Source organism: Dialister invisus DSM 15470 (assembly GCF_000160055.1).
Lineage (GTDB): Bacteria > Bacillota > Negativicutes > Veillonellales > Dialisteraceae > Dialister > Dialister invisus.
Window position 1 is genome coordinate 1,204,009 of the sequence record NZ_GG698602.1, and the last position, 15,211, is coordinate 1,219,219.

The window sequence follows — 15,211 nt, forward strand, 5'->3', positions numbered from 1 at the left end:
TGTAAGTCACCTCAATCTCTTTGCATCATTTGCGAGCGGAGCGCCGCAAGCTGGCGGGCTACGGATCCGTCAATCAGACGGTCTCCCATCCGGACCGTGAATCCGCCTATCAAAGATGCGTCTACTTTCTGTTTCATGATAATTTTGCTTCCCGTGATTTCCGCAAGTTTGGCTTTCAAAGCGTCCACCTGGGATTTGGTCAATGGAAACGCAGAGGTTACCACGGCTTCCTCCATGCCCATCCCATGATGCGCAAGATTGGCATAGACATCCGCCATGGCAGCAAAATCAGCGATGCGGCCTTTGTCGATAACAACATAGCAGAACTGTAAAACTATCGGCTGCACCTTATCTGCAAATAACTTATTTATAGTATCTTTCTTGACATCCTTAGCAAGCAGAGGATGGTTCAGAATCTCCCCGAGCTCTTTGCTTTTCCCTATGGTATCGGCAATGAGGCGGAGATCTTCTTCCGTTTGTTCCAGGCAGTGCTGCTCTGCGGCAATTTCATAGATGGCTCGTCCGTACTTCTTTGCAAGGATTACGTTCTTATCCATGATTACTTACCTGCCCGCCCGGCATCCAGTCTTGCGATGCTTTCCGCTATGAGCCGGTCATTCGTATCCGGCGTCATATTTTTGCTGATGATCTTCGATGCAATATCACAGGAAAGAGCGGCCACCTGCGTCTTCAGATCCTCCAGGGCATCCTTGCGTTCCCTTTCGATCTGTTTAGCAGCCTGGACTTTTTCCCTCTCAATAGCCGCATGGGCCTCATCGATCTGCGCCTGGGCCTGTACCTTGGCCTCTTTTACGGCCTTATCCACGATCCCCTGTGCGGCGACCTGGGCATTGGCAAGTTCCGCTTCCAGATCGGATTTGAGCTTGGCCGCCTCCGCGCTGGACCGGGCCGCGCTGTCCAGATCATTCCGGATCTTGTTCCTGCGGTCATCCATGACCTTCAGCACCGGCTTATAGCAGAAATGTGCCAAAACGGCAACGAGAATGATAAAGTTGAGGATTGAAATCAGCAGCGTACCATTTAATTCTACCAATGAAATCCCCTCCTTAGGCTAACAATGAATTGGAATTAGCCGAGGAAAGGATTGGCGAATACGAGGACGAGAGAAATAACGATAGCGATAATCGGAATAGATTCTACCAGGCCGATGCCGACAAGCATGGAAGTGAAGAGCTGCCCCTGCATTTCCGGCTGGCGGGTCATGCCGTCGATAGCGTGGGATGCTACTTTAGCATCGTTGAATGCGGCTGCAAACGCAGAAACTGCGGCAATCAGCGCAGATGCGATAAGGGAATACTGAACAACAATAGTCTGATCCATGGTAATGATTCCTCCTAAGAATGTAATGTCCCGGTTTTTCCGGATATAATGAGTACCGTTTCGCGGGCGGCGCCCGGGCATTTTACGGAGTGCCGCTCCCATTCACCTGCACACCTTCACTTACTCCACGCTCTCCTTGAGATAAATGGAAGTCAGCGTAGTGAAAATGTATGCCTGGATCAGCCCGATGACAAGGCTGAACACGACCCAGAGCAAAGGTACAAGCACAGGTGCCAACGCGTAGAGGATTTCCAGCAGGATTTCCCCTGCCAGAATATTGCCGAATAGACGCATCGCCAGGGTGATCGGCCGGGAAAGTTCTTCTACGATATTGATGATCACGAACGGTGGCATCGGTTCAAAGAAATGTTTCAGCCATTTGCCGAATCCCCTGTTCCTGATATAAATGAAATGAATACATAATGTACCGGCCAGCGCCAGCCCCAGGGTCGTATTCACATCATTTGTCGGAGACGCCGTCAGATGGGCTGTCGGCAGAAGCCCGATTTCATTGGCCACAAAGATGAACATGAAAAGCGTCAGCAGAAAATAAACAACCTTTTTATAATGCGATCCCATATTCTTCTCAAACTGGGAGCATAGCGGCTCAATGATCATTTCCACCGCATTCTGGATACCGCTTGGAACGAGCGAACGCCCCCGGCTCGCAGCAAAAACGATAATAAATACTATGAGAGCAGTAAGCCATTGTGTAAAAATCGTATCCAGATTGACCGACATTCCGAAAAGCTGTGCAACCACATGTGTACCCGTATGAAGATGCATAGTCTCACCCCCTCTCTGTTTTGGACGTCAGGAAAATATTATTATTCTTATTCCACACTATTGCCTTGCCCAGATAGTAGCAGGGAACAGTGACAATAAGCCCGCCAGGAAGCCGAGAATGGAAAGCGGTGTCCACAAAACCACCGCCACCGCCAGCCCCGCTTCCACAAAAAGCCGGGAGCCTGCAAGCGCGGCGCCCATCTGGCCTATGTAGGCCGCGTCCCGCTCTTCTTTCTCCCAGTGGATGTAACGCTGTTTCATGTACAAGAAAAAAAGAATATGAAATACGACGCCGGCGGCAAATCCTGCCGCCACAGTCCATTCCCACTTCAAAAATGCGACGGCCGCGCCGACAGCGCCTATGGCTGCCAGACGGCTGACCACTCTATCCGCAAAAGCAGGGAATACCGTATCATACTTCATTTCTTACTTTCCTATCATTTTTCTAATTATGGCCCACAATCCGGATATGGCGCCCAAAAGGGATAACCCGATAAGGCCGAAAGGATACGTCCCCAAGTATTCATCACACTTAAGCCCGCCCCAGATACCGAGGCCGATACAGGAAAGAAGTGTCATGCCCGCTCCGCCTGCCACAGCGATACTGCGCATCGGATTGAACTCTTTTCCTTTATCTCCCTGTCCTCCGGCATTCTTCATGGCCATCTCCGGCATGTGCATATCATGAAAAACTGCACGCAAAATACGTACAGCTCTACCCATACAAAGTTATTGTAACATATGCGGATTTACTTAGCTATAAATTTAGACGGTTTTTTATGAGAAATCCCCTCCGCATACAAAAGCGTCTCCACGATGCGCCCGGCGGATCTGCCGTCACCGTAAGGATTCACTGCTTCCGCCATCGCATGATATGCCGCCTCATCGGTCAGCAGCCGGTATGCCGTCTGATAAATCTTCTCTTCTCCGGTGCCCACCAGTTTTACCGTCCCCGCCTCTACCGCTTCGGGACGCTCTGTCGTATCGCGAAGGACAAGGACGGGTTTCCCCAGGCTCGGCGCTTCCTCCTGTATGCCGCCTGAATCGGTCAGCACAAGGGCGGACCGCGCCATCAGATTCGTGAAAGGCTCATACTCCATCGGTTCTACAAGATGGATGCCCGCCGCGCCGTCCAGCTCTTCCTCCACCGCTTCACGGACAAGAGGATTCCGATGGACAGGAAATACCACTTCCGTATCCGGCACGGTTTCCACCAGCCGGCGGAGCGCACGGTACACATGATGCATGGGCGCACCCAAATTTTCACGGCGGTGGGTGGTCACAAGGATGACGCGCTTGTGTTCTTCAATCGCCTGTATTTCTTCATCTTCAAAAGTATAATCTTTCTTTACCGTCGAAAGGAGCGCATCAATGACGGTATTTCCCACGACGAAAATATTTTCATCCTTTTTATTTTCACGGAGTAAATTTTCCCGCGCCGTTTCTGTCGGGGCAAAATGAAGACTGGCCAGGACTCCTGTAAGCTGGCGGTTCGCCTCTTCAGGAAAAGGGGACGCCAGATCTCCCGTGCGCAGCCCCGCTTCCACATGTCCAACTTTGATCTGCTTGTAAAAAGCGGCAAGCGACGCGGTAAACGTCGTCGTCGTATCCCCATGGACAAGGACATAATCCGGTTTTTCCTTTTCCAGTACTTCTTCCAGTCCGCGAAGGACGCGGGAAGTGATGTCATACAGGGACTGTCCGCTCCTCATGATATCAAGGTCGTAATCAACGGGCAGCTTGAAAAGATCCACCACCTGATCGAGCATTTCCCGATGCTGCGCCGTGAGGCAGACCTTTGTTTCTATTTCGGGATGCGCCAGAAGCGACTGCACGACAGGAGCCATCTTTATCGCTTCAGGCCGCGTGCCGAAAACCGTCATGACTTTCACAGGACTACTCCTTTTCATAAAACAAGCTGATACAATGAAATATTTCTGTCAATTCCTTTTTTATTTTTCATCCTTTTCCGTCGGTGGAAGAACGACCTCTCTCATGACGCCGAGTTTCTTCGCCCAGAAAATAAACACCCCGAGTGCGAGAAGGATCACCGCCACACCGAGAAATGGATTCAGCCTCACCACAAGGAGTGCCGCTGCCGAGAAAAAAGCTGTCAGCGCGTACATGACCAGCACTACCTGTTTCTGCGACAATCCCGCCGCCAGAAGACGATGGTGGAGATGGTTCTTGTCCGGTGAAAAAATCGGCACCCCTGACTGCCTGCGCCGCACGATAGCAAGTACGGTATCGGTAATGGGCACGGCCAGCGCCACCAAAGGCACGATAAGGACTGCGGCAGCCGCCGTCTTCATAGATCCCATGACCGACACCGCGGCAATCACATACCCAAGGAACATGGATCCCGTATCGCCCATGAAAATTTTAGCCGGATTGAAATTATACTGCAGAAAGCCGAGACACGCCCCTGTCATGGCCACCATAGCGGCAGCCGATACCCACTGCCCCATCTGGAATGCGAGAAGGGCAATGGCAATAGACGCTATCGTGGCGATCCCCGCAGCAAGCCCGTCAAGGCCGTCAATAAGATTGACCGTATTGATAAATCCGATGATCCAGAAAATAGTAAGCGGTATGGAAATAAAGAGAGGAAATTCAATAATCCCCACATAGGGAAGATCGATCCAATCAATATTCACATCAAAGAATATCACAAGCACGGCGGCGGATAAGATCTGCCCGAGAAGTTTCACCTTGGCGGGAAGAGACACGATATCATCTGCAATCCCCACAAAAACAAGACAGGTCGCGCCGATCATAATCCCTGTCATTTCATAAGTAAAGCCCACCGTAAGGATGACGGATACCATAAACCCTGCGTATATGGCAAGCCCGCCCAAACGGGGTACCAGTCCGTGATGCACCTTCCGTGCGTCCGGCTTATCCACGGCGCCGATCTGCACCGCGAAATTTTTTACGGCCGGCGTGAGAATAAACGTCACGGCAAGCGCGGCAAGGAACGTGAACGCGTAAGCGAACAACGAACCACCTCCCCTTTCTATGTATATGGTTATTTTAGCACAACTGATGAAATATTGTTGCCCGCCTGCGGCCTCGAAATAAAGCGGAGCCCAAAAGAAGCGGGAACCGCAAAAGGAAGGCACGCGAAACGGAGCACAGCATTTTCGGATCCCGCGCAGCAAAAAACCTCACGGCTGTTTGATCGAAATCATTCCGCCATGAGGCTTTTTATTTTTACTGTTTCGCGCGAATCACGACGCAGCGATACGGCGCTTCTCCGTCGCTTTCTGTAGATACCGCGCCGTCATTCTGGAGCGCCAGGTGGATCATGCGGCGGTCGCCCGCCGACATCGGTTCAAGGCGGATTTCTTCCCCTGTACGCTTCACCTTATCCGCCAGGCGGTGCGCCAGCGATTCCAGGGTCTGCCTGCGGCGCTGCCGATAGTCTTCCACATCAAGAAGCACGAAGTAATGGTGACGGAAATTTTTATTTGCCGCCAGATTTGTCAGGTACTGGAGTGCGTCCAGCGTCTGGCCGTGCTTTCCGATAAGGATGCCCAGACCCTCGCCGTGAAGGTTGAAAAGAATGCGTTCTTCATTCACCATCTTTTCAAGCTGCACTTCCATCTTCATTCCTTTGAAAACGCCCGTCAGGAAACGTTTCGCTTCTTCAGCGGCTTCTTCCTGCTCTTCCGCGGAAAACGGAGTTTCCTCACGGCCGCGTTTTTCCTTCTTCACCGTAAGAACTTCTTCCGTATCACCGCCGCCCATGACGTTTTCCCCCGGCTCCTCCGCAGCGGAAACGGTTTCTTCCTCTCCGTCTGCAGCCCCGGCAACAGCCGAAGTCATGTCCCCGGCAGTCTCCGCAGCATCTTCCGTTTCTGATCCTGCCGCGCCGACCTCGACAACGGCATCTTTCTTGTTGAACAAACCGAAAAGTCCGCTTGAGGGCTGTTCAATGACACGGATCACTGCTTCTGCGCGGGAAAGCCCCAGCTTCTTCAATCCTTCTTCCACTGCTTCGTCAACGGTTTTTGCGGTAATTCTGACAGTTTTCATAGTTATCCCTCCGCTTTCCCGGAACTATCCCCGGCCTCTGCCGTCTTTTCAGCAGAAGCCGTTTTTTCTTTTTCATCACCGGCCTTCGGTGCTTCATCGACTGCCGGTTTCTTTGCTACCTTTTTAATAATTTTTCTGCGGATAATCTTTTTCCTCTTTGTCTTAGCCACAGCCTCTTCATCGGTATGGACAGTGACTACGCCTTTTTTCGAAGGCCCGTTTATCATTTCCTTTCCCTTTTCCCCGCGGAACATGATAAGCTGCTGGAAAAACTGGTAAATATTGCTCACCACCCAGTAAATCACCAAACCGCTCGGAAAATGAAGAGACATCCAGCCGATCATAAGAGGCATCATGAAAAGCATCGTCTTTTGGTTGCCCGGCGCGTCTTTCGGCGTCGTCTGCCAGGAAACAAGGAACGTGGACGCGGCGGAAAGAACAGGCAGGATGTACGTACCGTCTTCCGCTGCCAGACTTTCAATCCAGAGGAAACCCGCATGGAGAGGGTCATAACTGAACCCCTGAATCGCATAGTACATCGCGATAAGGAAAGGCATCTGTATGAGCAACGGCAGGCATCCCGCCATGGGGGACGCATTATGCTCTTTGTACAGACGCCCCATTTCCTGCCGCATCATGGCAGGGTCATTTCTGTACTTCTTCTGGATTTTCTGGATCTCCGGCTGTATTGCCTGCATCGCTTTCATGGAACGGATCTGTTTCACCGCGAGGGGAAGCAGCAGCGTCTTGATGAGTATCGTCAAAACGACGATAGCGATGACGTAATTGGGAAATCCGAGACCGGAAGTAAATTCATAACAAATCTGCAGGCCGATGCGCATCAGATCGGCAATCATGCCTACAATAGCCGAGAGTACGGGAATCTGGAAATCAGATCCGCCTCCGCCAAAGCCAAGATTCATAATTTCTCCTTATACGGCCTCTATTTCAGCCGCCTAAATGTTCCTGCTTTCTGAATTTCAAAAGCAGGATGAGACAAAAATGCAGAAACTCTGCAAAATTCATGGCGTGACAGGATAACAAAACGCGAAAGATGAAAAAAGCGGCGCCTTATCAAAAGCGCCGTACATTGCCTATCGGAAAAGCCTTATGGAACAGGGTCATAACCGCCCTTATGGAAAGGATGGCACTTCAAGATCCGCTTTAACGCGAGCCATCCGCCTTTCAGCGCGCCGTATTTCTCCACCGCTTCCAGCGCGTAAGTGCTGCAGGTGGGAGTGAAACGGCAGCATGGCGGTTTCAGGGGAGAAACATATTTCCTGTAAAATCGAATAAGAACGATCAGCACCGTCTTCATCATGCCCCCTCCAGCATGCCCGCTTTACGCCACAGCGCAAGCAAAGCCTTTTCCGCCTCGCTATACGTCGCTGTCGTCAGAAAAGCGGCGGCAAGCAATATGGCTTCATAATGGGAAGAAAGTTCATGACGATGGAGGCGATAAACCTCTTTCATCAGGCGCCTTGCCCGGTTGCGCGCCACGGCATTGCCGATGCGCTTCGTCGTCACAAACCCGATCCGGACAGGTTCCCGTTTCGTCCTGACCACGTACATAAGTCCCGCGCGGTTGCTGAAACGCCGGCCGGACGAGTATATACGCCGGTAATCCCTGTTTTGCCGGATACGGAAATCACGGTGAAGCGGATACTTCTTCTCCTGCTTCGATTCTGACTCAGGCACTTAATACCTTTCTGCCCTTGGCTCTTCTTCTTTTCAGAACAATACGGCCGGCTTTCGTCTTCATACGGGCGCGGAATCCGTGGGTATGTTTTCTCCAGTGGTTATTAGGCTGGAATGTCATTTTTGCCATCAGTGAACACCTCCTTACTGCGTCCTGTGTATTCATACACCATAACATGCTAATTATAGCTAAACGGCCATCAGATGTCAAACGAAAACACTTCACACACTCCGCTTTTCACGAAGAAATCAGTACCGCATTATGACGCCTTATCGTTCCCCTCATTATGACACTCTCTCCTTCAATCGTCATTCTGAACGGTGGCAAAAATGCCTTGAGGGAAAGATGGGAAACAGGATGGTGACACGGAGTGAAGAATCTATTACCTCACTTTCCCCTCTTGATTCCTGATAAAGAAAAAGGAAACGGTCTCCCGTCTCCCTTATTTTCCTTTCCGCATCACCTATTACAGTGCGGACCCCTGCAAGCTTCCCGGTCATCACCGCTTCTCTCCGGAACACCGCAGACTCCCCGCTCACCGTTTTCTCCGATGGGACAGAGCTGTACGTTTTCATCCTGCGGCGGATTATCTCCGCCATCATACGCGGCAAAACCGCCAACTACGCCACCTGCAAGCAGTGCCGCGGCAAGTATTGTTTTCTTCCACATAAGAACACCTTCTTTCAAAACTGAAGCTTATTCATATATTTATATATATCTATTATAACATACCCTGTATAGTGTCTTATTGACAGGGAACAGCAAAACGCCATCTGAAGCGAATGTGAAGGATCTGCACCCGCGATGAGGAAGACCATAAGAAGATAAAAGCTATCAGCTATCAGCTGTCAGCTGTCAGCTATAAGCTGTTAGCTGTTAGCTGTTAGCTGTGAGTTAAAAGCCGAAGCATATGATTTCCGTTAGGTGTCATACGAAACAACAGCAAAGGATTTGCTGTTGTAGTGAGGGAAACGTTAATCGTCATCATAAGCGGACGTGAAGGATCTATACCCGTAATGGGGAAAAGCGGTAAGGCGTCATCCGAGTCATAGATTCTTCACTCCGAATGACATCTTATCATGAATTCCATTTTTATCGGCAGACGATCATAAAAGGCTGTAATAAAACATTTCCGCGTTATATCACAGATCCTTACTCATGCTTTTTTCTGCAAATAAGAATTGGCATAGCCGCATTTAACGACTATGCCATGTTTCCGGAATTATAAACTTCTGACTTTTTATTTATAAAATTCTCCCGCTTTACACTGACACGTCGCGCCGGCCTGTCACTTTATAGAAAAGGAGCAGCGACAGGATGGATGTCACCGTGAGGATGGTGGCATACGCGGAGGCGTTCCCGTAGTTGCCGCGGATGACTTCCGTGTAGATGGACACGGTGAGTGTCTGTGTGCTGTTCGTATACAGGATGATGGATGACGACAGCTCGCTGATGATGGTGACCCAGCTCATGATGGCGCCGGAAAGAACGCCGGGCATCATCATGGGAACCGTGATTTTACGGAATGTCGTCATGTCAGAGGCGCCCAGAGAAATGGCCGCTTCTTCGATGCTGGGACTGATATTTCCCAAAATGGCGGTGGAGGAACGGACGGTATAGGGCATTCTCCGCACCGCGAAAGAAATAATCATGATCAGCGCCGTTCCGGTAAGGATAATCGGCGATTTATTGAAAGCAAAGACGAAAGCGATACCGAGGACGGAGCCGGGAATGATGAAGGGGAACATCGTCATGACGTCAAGAATGCTGTTCAGTGTATTTCTTTTCCGCACGGAAAGGTAGGCGATAAGGACACCCAAGACGAGGACAGCAGCGATGGCGCAAAGTCCCAGGAAATAGGTATGCCAGATGACGTCATTGTCCTTGGCAAAGAGTGTCGCGTCATAACTCTGAAGAGCGAATCCGCCGGTGAATACCTGCCCTCCGTTTGTAGCAAGGAAAGAGGTGTACACAACGACGAACTGGGGAAGGATCGCCAGTCCCACAACCATGTAGACTGCCAGATGGGCAAGGATATTCCGCAGGCCGCCGAGTGATTCCGCCGCCATGGGTTTCAGGGCGGTCATGGCGTAGGTATTTCTTCCCGCGAGAAAACGCTGGACGAAGAACATGACGATGGTGAGCCCGATCACGATGCAGCAGATGGCTGCCGCGAAGCCGTCATCCCCCGATACTTCGCCCATGAACTGGTTGTAAATAAGGACGGGGAGTGTCTTGTATCCCTCACCGATGAGCATGGGCGTGCCGAAGTCAGCAAAGACACGCATGAAAACGAGCATGGAGCTGGCAAGGAGCGTGGGCATGACAAGAGGCACGATGATTTTCCAAATGCGCCCCATGCGGCTGCACCCCAGGCTTTCCGCCGCTTCATTCAAAGAGTTGTCCAGATTTTTCAGCGCTCCCGATACGTAAATGTAAACGAGGGGAAATGACTGGAGCGTAAAGACGAGGACAATGCCGGCAAAGCCGTACACACCGCCATAATGGAGTCCGAAGGTGTCGTTCAGGAACTGGGTGATGACGCCCTGCCGCCCGAGCATCTGTATCCACGCATATGCCCCGATGAAAGGCGGCGACAGATAGGAGATAACGATGAGGATATTCAGGAAACTGCTTCCTTTTATTTTCACGCTCCTCATGAGGTATGCCAGCGGAAGGCCGAGAGCCGCCGATAAAATCGTGGAAACGACAGTCACTTTCAGCGAGTTTACCATCGTTCCCCAGTAGAATTTTTTGGCGAAGAAATGGGCGAAATTCTGAAGCGTGAGCGCCCCTGTATCCCCATGAATGACACTCCGGTACAGAATGAGGAATATGGGATACATGATGAAAAGGGCGAAAGCCGCAAGAATAACGACACTGAAAAGGTTCCAGACAGTCAGATTCTTTTTCATAGTCCTTCCTCTCTGATCAATGTTTCTTCCGTTGCCCGGCGGAAGACATTGATCCGTCCGGCTTTGACGGTGAGCGTGACGGCGCTGCCGTCGGGAAGAATATCGTGGCCTTCCTGGGTCTGGAGAATCTCCAATTCCTGCCCTCCGTCAGTGGTGATGAAGTAATGGGTGGTAAGACCGAGGAAGACGGAAGAACGGATCACGCCGCGGATCCCCTCTTTCGTGCCGGGTTCCATATCAAATTCTTCCGGACGGACGGAAATGATGACTTCTTCTCCGTCCTCTACGCCGCCTGATAAGTTATCCATGTCTACAAGCCAGTCTTCATTTTCTTTAAAGGAAATGCTTGTCTTATCTCCTTTTTTCACGATATGTCCGTCCAGCAGGTTGGAGAGCCCGATGAAAGTCGAAACGAAAACGTTCTTCGGCCTTTTATAAATATCCGCCGGTCTGCCGATCTGGCAGATGACCCCGCCATTCATGACGGCGATACGGTCGGACACCGCCAGCGCCTCTTCCTGGTCGTGGGTGACATACACCGTGGTTATATCCACCCGGCGCTGAATCTGCTTGATGGCATTCCTCATTTCGATACGGAGTTTCGCATCCAAGTTGGACAGCGGTTCATCCATCAGAAGTACCTGCGGCCGGATGACGATCGCCCGCGCAAGGGCGACACGCTGCTGCTGCCCGCCGGAAAGCGCTGTGGGCATACGGTCTTTCAGGTGGTCGATCTTCACGATCTTCAGGATTTTATCCACCCGCTCTTCGATTTCCTTTTCAGGCACCTTCCGCATCCGCAGACCGAAAGCCACATTATCTTTCACCGACATGTGGGGGAAAATGGCATAATTCTGAAAAACCATGCCCATATTTCTTTTATCTGTCGCCACATCGTTGATGACATTCCCGTCGACGGAAATCGTACCGCCTTCGATGGAATTGAATCCGATAATCATACGGAGCAGTGTCGTTTTACCGCAGCCCGACGGCCCTAAAAGGGTGAAAAATTCGCCCGGCATAATATCCACGGACAGGCCGTTCACCACCACCGTATCCCCGTACTTCTTCACCACTTTGTCTATATTGATAGAAACACTCATAATAACCTCATAACCTCGCGCTTCAAGCGTCATCTATAAAAAAGAACGTCAGGCGAAATGCCCGACGCCCTCTGATGACCTAATTACTTATTACTGCCTGGAATTTTCCAGATGTTTATTCCATTCCGCCACGACTTCTTTCTTATGGGCAGCTACCCAGCCTTCGTCATAATTCTTGAACAAAGCGATTGTGTCCTGGGGTGTCATGTAGTCAGCAAGCTTCACACCCTTGCGGAGCGGACGGACGGTGAGCGTCTTTCCTGCCGCTTCCTGGATCTTCTGGGAAAGCATGAAATCGACAAATTTCTTCGCATTTTCCATATGTTTCGCGCCTTTGATGATCTGTACGGATTCGCCCGGGAAAATGGCTCCCTCTTTCGGGAATACGACTTCTACGTCAGCGCCGTTCTTCACATAGGTAGCCGCCGGATCTTCCCAAGTAAGCCCCACGGTATATTCGCCGTCGGCAGCGCCTTTATGGACAGCACCGGAACTGTTCAGGAATTTCCCATCTACATTCTTAATGAAGTTATCCACGTACGCCCAAGCCTCGGGGGACATGGGATCTCCATCCTTGCCCTTGGCGTAAAGCATCGCCATGAGCACCTGGAACGCGGAGCTGGAGTTGGCAGGGTCGCCGCAGGCAATCTTACCCTTCAGCGCCGGATTGAGAAGATCGTCAAACCCGGCAATCTTCATATCGCCTGCCAGTTTTTTATTAACGATGAAAACGGTGGGATCGGCAAATGCGGGAGAAAAATATCCTGTCTTATTTTTAGCGGCATCAATCATATTCGCGTCTTCCGGGGATACATATTTCTCAAAAAGTTCCTTCTGGGAATCCAGCATCGTCTGGTCAGCCGCCCAGAGAATGTCACCCTGGGGATTGTCCTTTTCAGACGCCACACGTTTCACGAGGGGGCCCGTCCCCGCCACAATAACATTGACTTTAATCCCTGTTTCTTTTTCAAAAGCGGGAATGACAAGATTGTTTAAGCTTTCGCTGCGCGCCGTGTAAACGGTGAGCACCTTTTCCTCTGCGGGAGCGGCCTTGGCAGTATCCTTTTTATCTCCGCCGCAGCCGGAAAATACGGAACAGAGCACAGCAGCACATGCCACCGCCAAAGCTGCTTTCTTCAATCTTTTCATGACAATCCTCCTTGCCTTTCATCGTAAGTAAACTTCCTGTTTAAATAATACCATGTATATTGTATCATTATTCATTCCTGTGTCTACACCTTATAAGCACAATGTATAGCTTGCCTTAAACTGTATAGGAAATACTCATAGAGTGACCGACAGGCATACCGATGTGTGCGGAAACGGGTACGCAGAAAGCAGGAAATATATGCTTCCATTACTATGGCAAAATAAAAGCGCCGATTGCCGATCAGCGCCTGTATTTCATTCGGCAGCTCCTGCCGCTGCTTTTTCCTCTTCCTCTTTGGGAAATACAAGATTCAGAAGAACCGCCACGATGAAAACCACCGCTACACAGTTCTCTGCGAATACGCTCCGCAGCAGTTCGGGAAATATGCGGAAAATCTGCGGTGTCTGCGTGAATCCCAGTCCGATGGAAAGAGACAGGGCGGCAATACTCATATTTCTCTGTGAATATCCGCAGCGGCTGATCATCTGCACACCGGACACCACGATGGAGCCGAACATCATAAGCGTACAGCCGCCGAGGACGGCCTCAGGCAGTGACGCCAAAATGACCCCCAGCGCGGGAATAAGTCCTGCCAGAACCATGATGACGGCGCCGCTGGCGATGGCTTTCCTGTTCACCACATGTGTCATGGCGATAAGCCCCACATTCTGGCTGAAAGATGTAATCGGCAAACACCCGAAGAGAGAAGACGCGGCAGAAACAAACCCGTCCACGGCAATGGAACCGGATATTTCCCTGTCTTTCGCCTCCCGATTGAACCCCATGGCGGAAAGCGCCGAGGTGTCGCCCAGCGTTTCTGTGGCAGACACCAGGAAAATAAGGAATACGGAGAAAATGGCGTCATAATGAAATTCCAGAGAATAAGGCATGAAAACCGGCAGAGACACAAGGGATACTTCCGTCAGGCGGCCCAAATCAACCATACCGTAGAAGTATGCCGTAACGTACCCCACAAAAAGCCCGAAAAGGACAGATAACTGCTTGTAGAATGATTTCGCCCGGATATTAAAAATAAGGCAGGAAACCAAAGTAATTGTACCGACAATGAGGAACCGGACATCGCCGAATTCAGGATGACCGAAACCGCCGCCGAAAGAATTCGCCCCGATGGGAAGCAGGGAAAACCCAATGGCCGTCACGACAGTCGCCGAAACGATGGGCGGTACAAGTTTCCGCCACCATGCCGCGCCGAGACCGAGGATTCCCTCCAGAACACCGCCTATAAGGACAGCGCCGAGAATAGCGCCGTAGCCGTATTTCAATCCGATCACACAAAAAACAGAAACAAAGGTAAAGCTGATTCCCATGATGACAGGAAGTCCGCTGCCCAGACGGAAGACGGGATACATCTGGAGCAGGGAGCCGATGCCTGCAATGATCATGGCCGCCTGGACAACAGCGCCCGCTTCTGAGGCAGGCATCTTCACCACGCCCGTCACGATAAGGATTGGCGCGATATTTGCCACGAACATGGCAAGAACGTGCTGGAGACCGAAAGGCACTGCTTTGCGGACAGATATTTTCCCATCCGCTTCATAAATCGGATCTGTATTCATTACGGCCTCCTCAGCGGAACGTAATGACGCCTGTTTCGGCATCCATTTTTTCAATAACTGCCAGAGAGCGGACATCATATCCCGCTTCACGGAGCGCGTCGCCGCCGCCCTGGAAACCTTTTTCGATGCAGATGCCGATGCCTTCTACGATACCGCCCGCCTGTTTTACCAGATCAAGAAGCCCGCTCACGGCGCAGCCATTGGCAAGAAAATCGTCCATGATGAGGATATGTTCGCCGGGTTTCAGATATTTCTTTGATACCACCACATGGTTTTTCCGATTATGGGTATATGACATAACCTCCGTAGCAAACATTTCCTTATCCATATTGCTTCCCGCAGATTTCTTCGCAAAAACTACAGGCACCCCGAAATACACCGCCGTAAGGCAGGCAATGCCGATCCCCGACGCTTCGATCGTCAGAATCTTGTCCACTTTCCGATCCCCGAAAAGCTTTTTAAATTCCTTCCCCAGTTCACTGATAAAAGGCACATCGATTTGATGATTCAGAAAACTGTCCACCTTGAGCACATTCCCTGGACGGATCACTCCGTCGCTCAAAATTTTCTCCTGCAGTAAATTCAGCTCTGCCACCCTGATA

The 15,211-nt window shown here is 50.9% G+C and carries 19 protein-coding genes; all 19 read right to left on the minus strand.

Annotated features, from left to right (window positions below):
- Positions 1 to 11: 11 nt before the first annotated feature.
- The 19 genes from GCWU000321_RS05925 to GCWU000321_RS06015 all read right to left on the minus strand — a co-directional run bounded on the left by GCWU000321_RS05925 (position 12) and on the right by GCWU000321_RS06015 (position 15,171).
- On the minus strand, positions 12 to 557 hold the full coding sequence (locus tag GCWU000321_RS05925) for a F0F1 ATP synthase subunit delta (RefSeq protein WP_007070229.1): 546 nt from the start codon (positions 555 to 557) through the stop codon (positions 12 to 14).
- 2 nt (positions 558 to 559) lie between these two features.
- Complete coding sequence (gene atpF, locus GCWU000321_RS05930; protein ID WP_007070230.1) at positions 560 to 1,054, minus strand: F0F1 ATP synthase subunit B; 495 nt, start codon at positions 1,052 to 1,054, stop codon at positions 560 to 562.
- 35 nt (positions 1,055 to 1,089) lie between these two features.
- Positions 1,090 to 1,341: a F0F1 ATP synthase subunit C gene (gene atpE / locus GCWU000321_RS05935; RefSeq protein WP_040381953.1), complete on the minus strand. Its 252-nt coding sequence runs from the start codon at positions 1,339 to 1,341 to the stop codon at positions 1,090 to 1,092.
- 120 nt (positions 1,342 to 1,461) lie between these two features.
- Entirely contained in the window at positions 1,462 to 2,127 is a 666-nt protein-coding gene (gene atpB / locus GCWU000321_RS05940; protein WP_007070232.1) for a F0F1 ATP synthase subunit A, read from the minus strand.
- A gap of 57 nt (positions 2,128 to 2,184) precedes the next feature.
- A complete protein-coding gene (locus tag GCWU000321_RS05945; RefSeq protein WP_007070233.1) occupies positions 2,185 to 2,550 on the minus strand; it encodes a hypothetical protein in 366 nt (121 codons plus the stop codon).
- A gap of 3 nt (positions 2,551 to 2,553) precedes the next feature.
- Complete coding sequence (locus tag GCWU000321_RS05950; RefSeq protein ID WP_022026518.1) at positions 2,554 to 2,787, minus strand: AtpZ/AtpI family protein; 234 nt, start codon at positions 2,785 to 2,787, stop codon at positions 2,554 to 2,556.
- An 89-nt stretch (positions 2,788 to 2,876) separates the two neighbouring features.
- Positions 2,877 to 4,037 carry a non-hydrolyzing UDP-N-acetylglucosamine 2-epimerase gene (gene wecB / locus GCWU000321_RS05955; protein ID WP_007070235.1) on the minus strand — a complete coding sequence of 387 codons (1,161 nt, stop codon included), beginning with the start codon at positions 4,035 to 4,037 and terminating at the stop codon, positions 2,877 to 2,879.
- Between the two features lie 42 nt (positions 4,038 to 4,079).
- Positions 4,080 to 5,126, minus strand: coding sequence for a glycosyltransferase family 4 protein (locus tag GCWU000321_RS05960; RefSeq protein ID WP_040381394.1), 1,047 nt, complete (start codon positions 5,124 to 5,126; stop codon positions 4,080 to 4,082).
- A 214-nt stretch (positions 5,127 to 5,340) separates the two neighbouring features.
- Positions 5,341 to 6,165 (minus strand): RNA-binding cell elongation regulator Jag/EloR, encoded by an 825-nt coding sequence (gene jag, locus GCWU000321_RS05965; RefSeq protein WP_007070237.1) that lies wholly within the window; start codon positions 6,163 to 6,165, stop codon positions 5,341 to 5,343.
- Between the two features lie 2 nt (positions 6,166 to 6,167).
- Entirely contained in the window at positions 6,168 to 7,088 is a 921-nt protein-coding gene (locus GCWU000321_RS05970) for a YidC/Oxa1 family membrane protein insertase (RefSeq protein WP_007070238.1), read from the minus strand.
- A gap of 185 nt (positions 7,089 to 7,273) precedes the next feature.
- Complete coding sequence (gene yidD, locus GCWU000321_RS05975) at positions 7,274 to 7,483, minus strand: membrane protein insertion efficiency factor YidD (protein WP_083786270.1); 210 nt, start codon at positions 7,481 to 7,483, stop codon at positions 7,274 to 7,276.
- The gene (rnpA, locus tag GCWU000321_RS05980) at positions 7,483 to 7,863 is read right to left on the minus strand and encodes a ribonuclease P protein component (RefSeq protein WP_040381396.1); all 381 of its coding nucleotides are present in this window, start codon (positions 7,861 to 7,863) and stop codon (positions 7,483 to 7,485) included. Before rnpA ends, yidD begins: the two co-directional genes overlap by 1 nt.
- Positions 7,856 to 7,993: a 50S ribosomal protein L34 gene (rpmH, locus tag GCWU000321_RS05985; protein WP_007070242.1), complete on the minus strand. Its 138-nt coding sequence runs from the start codon at positions 7,991 to 7,993 to the stop codon at positions 7,856 to 7,858. The genes rnpA and rpmH overlap by 8 nt, the downstream gene beginning before the upstream one ends.
- Positions 7,994 to 8,323: 330 nt before the next feature.
- Positions 8,324 to 8,533 carry a hypothetical protein gene (locus tag GCWU000321_RS05990; RefSeq protein WP_007070244.1) on the minus strand — a complete coding sequence of 70 codons (210 nt, stop codon included), beginning with the start codon at positions 8,531 to 8,533 and terminating at the stop codon, positions 8,324 to 8,326.
- 593 nt (positions 8,534 to 9,126) lie between these two features.
- Positions 9,127 to 10,779 (minus strand): ABC transporter permease, encoded by a 1,653-nt coding sequence (locus GCWU000321_RS05995; RefSeq protein ID WP_007070246.1) that lies wholly within the window; start codon positions 10,777 to 10,779, stop codon positions 9,127 to 9,129.
- Positions 10,776 to 11,882 (minus strand): ABC transporter ATP-binding protein, encoded by a 1,107-nt coding sequence (locus tag GCWU000321_RS06000; RefSeq protein WP_022027421.1) that lies wholly within the window; start codon positions 11,880 to 11,882, stop codon positions 10,776 to 10,778. The genes GCWU000321_RS05995 and GCWU000321_RS06000 overlap by 4 nt, the downstream gene beginning before the upstream one ends.
- 90 nt (positions 11,883 to 11,972) lie before the next feature.
- Complete coding sequence (locus tag GCWU000321_RS06005; RefSeq protein WP_007070248.1) at positions 11,973 to 13,031, minus strand: extracellular solute-binding protein; 1,059 nt, start codon at positions 13,029 to 13,031, stop codon at positions 11,973 to 11,975.
- Between the two features lie 255 nt (positions 13,032 to 13,286).
- Entirely contained in the window at positions 13,287 to 14,609 is a 1,323-nt protein-coding gene (locus GCWU000321_RS06010; protein ID WP_040381400.1) for a uracil-xanthine permease family protein, read from the minus strand.
- 10 nt (positions 14,610 to 14,619) lie between these two features.
- Positions 14,620 to 15,171 carry a xanthine phosphoribosyltransferase gene (locus GCWU000321_RS06015; protein WP_244835069.1) on the minus strand — a complete coding sequence of 184 codons (552 nt, stop codon included), beginning with the start codon at positions 15,169 to 15,171 and terminating at the stop codon, positions 14,620 to 14,622.
- Positions 15,172 to 15,211 lie beyond the last annotated feature (40 nt).

What these genes read in the sequence shown, in the direction of transcription:
- GCWU000321_RS05925 (WP_007070229.1), bottom strand. Translation starts at nt 557, where the DNA reads ATGGATAAGAACGTAATCCTTGCAAAGAAGTACGGACGAGCCATCTAT.
- atpE (WP_040381953.1), bottom strand. Translation starts at nt 1,341, where the DNA reads ATGGATCAGACTATTGTTGTTCAGTATTCCCTTATCGCATCTGCGCTG.
- atpB (WP_007070232.1), bottom strand. Translation starts at nt 2,127, where the DNA reads ATGCATCTTCATACGGGTACACATGTGGTTGCACAGCTTTTCGGAATG.
- GCWU000321_RS05945 (WP_007070233.1), bottom strand. Translation starts at nt 2,550, where the DNA reads ATGAAGTATGATACGGTATTCCCTGCTTTTGCGGATAGAGTGGTCAGC.
- GCWU000321_RS05950 (WP_022026518.1), bottom strand. Translation starts at nt 2,787, where the DNA reads ATGAAGAATGCCGGAGGACAGGGAGATAAAGGAAAAGAGTTCAATCCG.
- wecB (WP_007070235.1), bottom strand. Translation starts at nt 4,037, where the DNA reads ATGAAAAGGAGTAGTCCTGTGAAAGTCATGACGGTTTTCGGCACGCGG.
- jag (WP_007070237.1), bottom strand. Translation starts at nt 6,165, where the DNA reads ATGAAAACTGTCAGAATTACCGCAAAAACCGTTGACGAAGCAGTGGAA.
- GCWU000321_RS05970 (WP_007070238.1), bottom strand. Translation starts at nt 7,088, where the DNA reads ATGAATCTTGGCTTTGGCGGAGGCGGATCTGATTTCCAGATTCCCGTA.
- yidD (WP_083786270.1), bottom strand. Translation starts at nt 7,483, where the DNA reads ATGAAGACGGTGCTGATCGTTCTTATTCGATTTTACAGGAAATATGTT.
- rpmH (WP_007070242.1), bottom strand. Translation starts at nt 7,993, where the DNA reads ATGGCAAAAATGACATTCCAGCCTAATAACCACTGGAGAAAACATACC.
- GCWU000321_RS05990 (WP_007070244.1), bottom strand. Translation starts at nt 8,533, where the DNA reads ATGTGGAAGAAAACAATACTTGCCGCGGCACTGCTTGCAGGTGGCGTA.
- GCWU000321_RS05995 (WP_007070246.1), bottom strand. Translation starts at nt 10,779, where the DNA reads ATGAAAAAGAATCTGACTGTCTGGAACCTTTTCAGTGTCGTTATTCTT.
- GCWU000321_RS06000 (WP_022027421.1), bottom strand. Translation starts at nt 11,882, where the DNA reads ATGAGTGTTTCTATCAATATAGACAAAGTGGTGAAGAAGTACGGGGAT.
- GCWU000321_RS06005 (WP_007070248.1), bottom strand. Translation starts at nt 13,031, where the DNA reads ATGAAAAGATTGAAGAAAGCAGCTTTGGCGGTGGCATGTGCTGCTGTG.
- GCWU000321_RS06010 (WP_040381400.1), bottom strand. Translation starts at nt 14,609, where the DNA reads ATGAATACAGATCCGATTTATGAAGCGGATGGGAAAATATCTGTCCGC.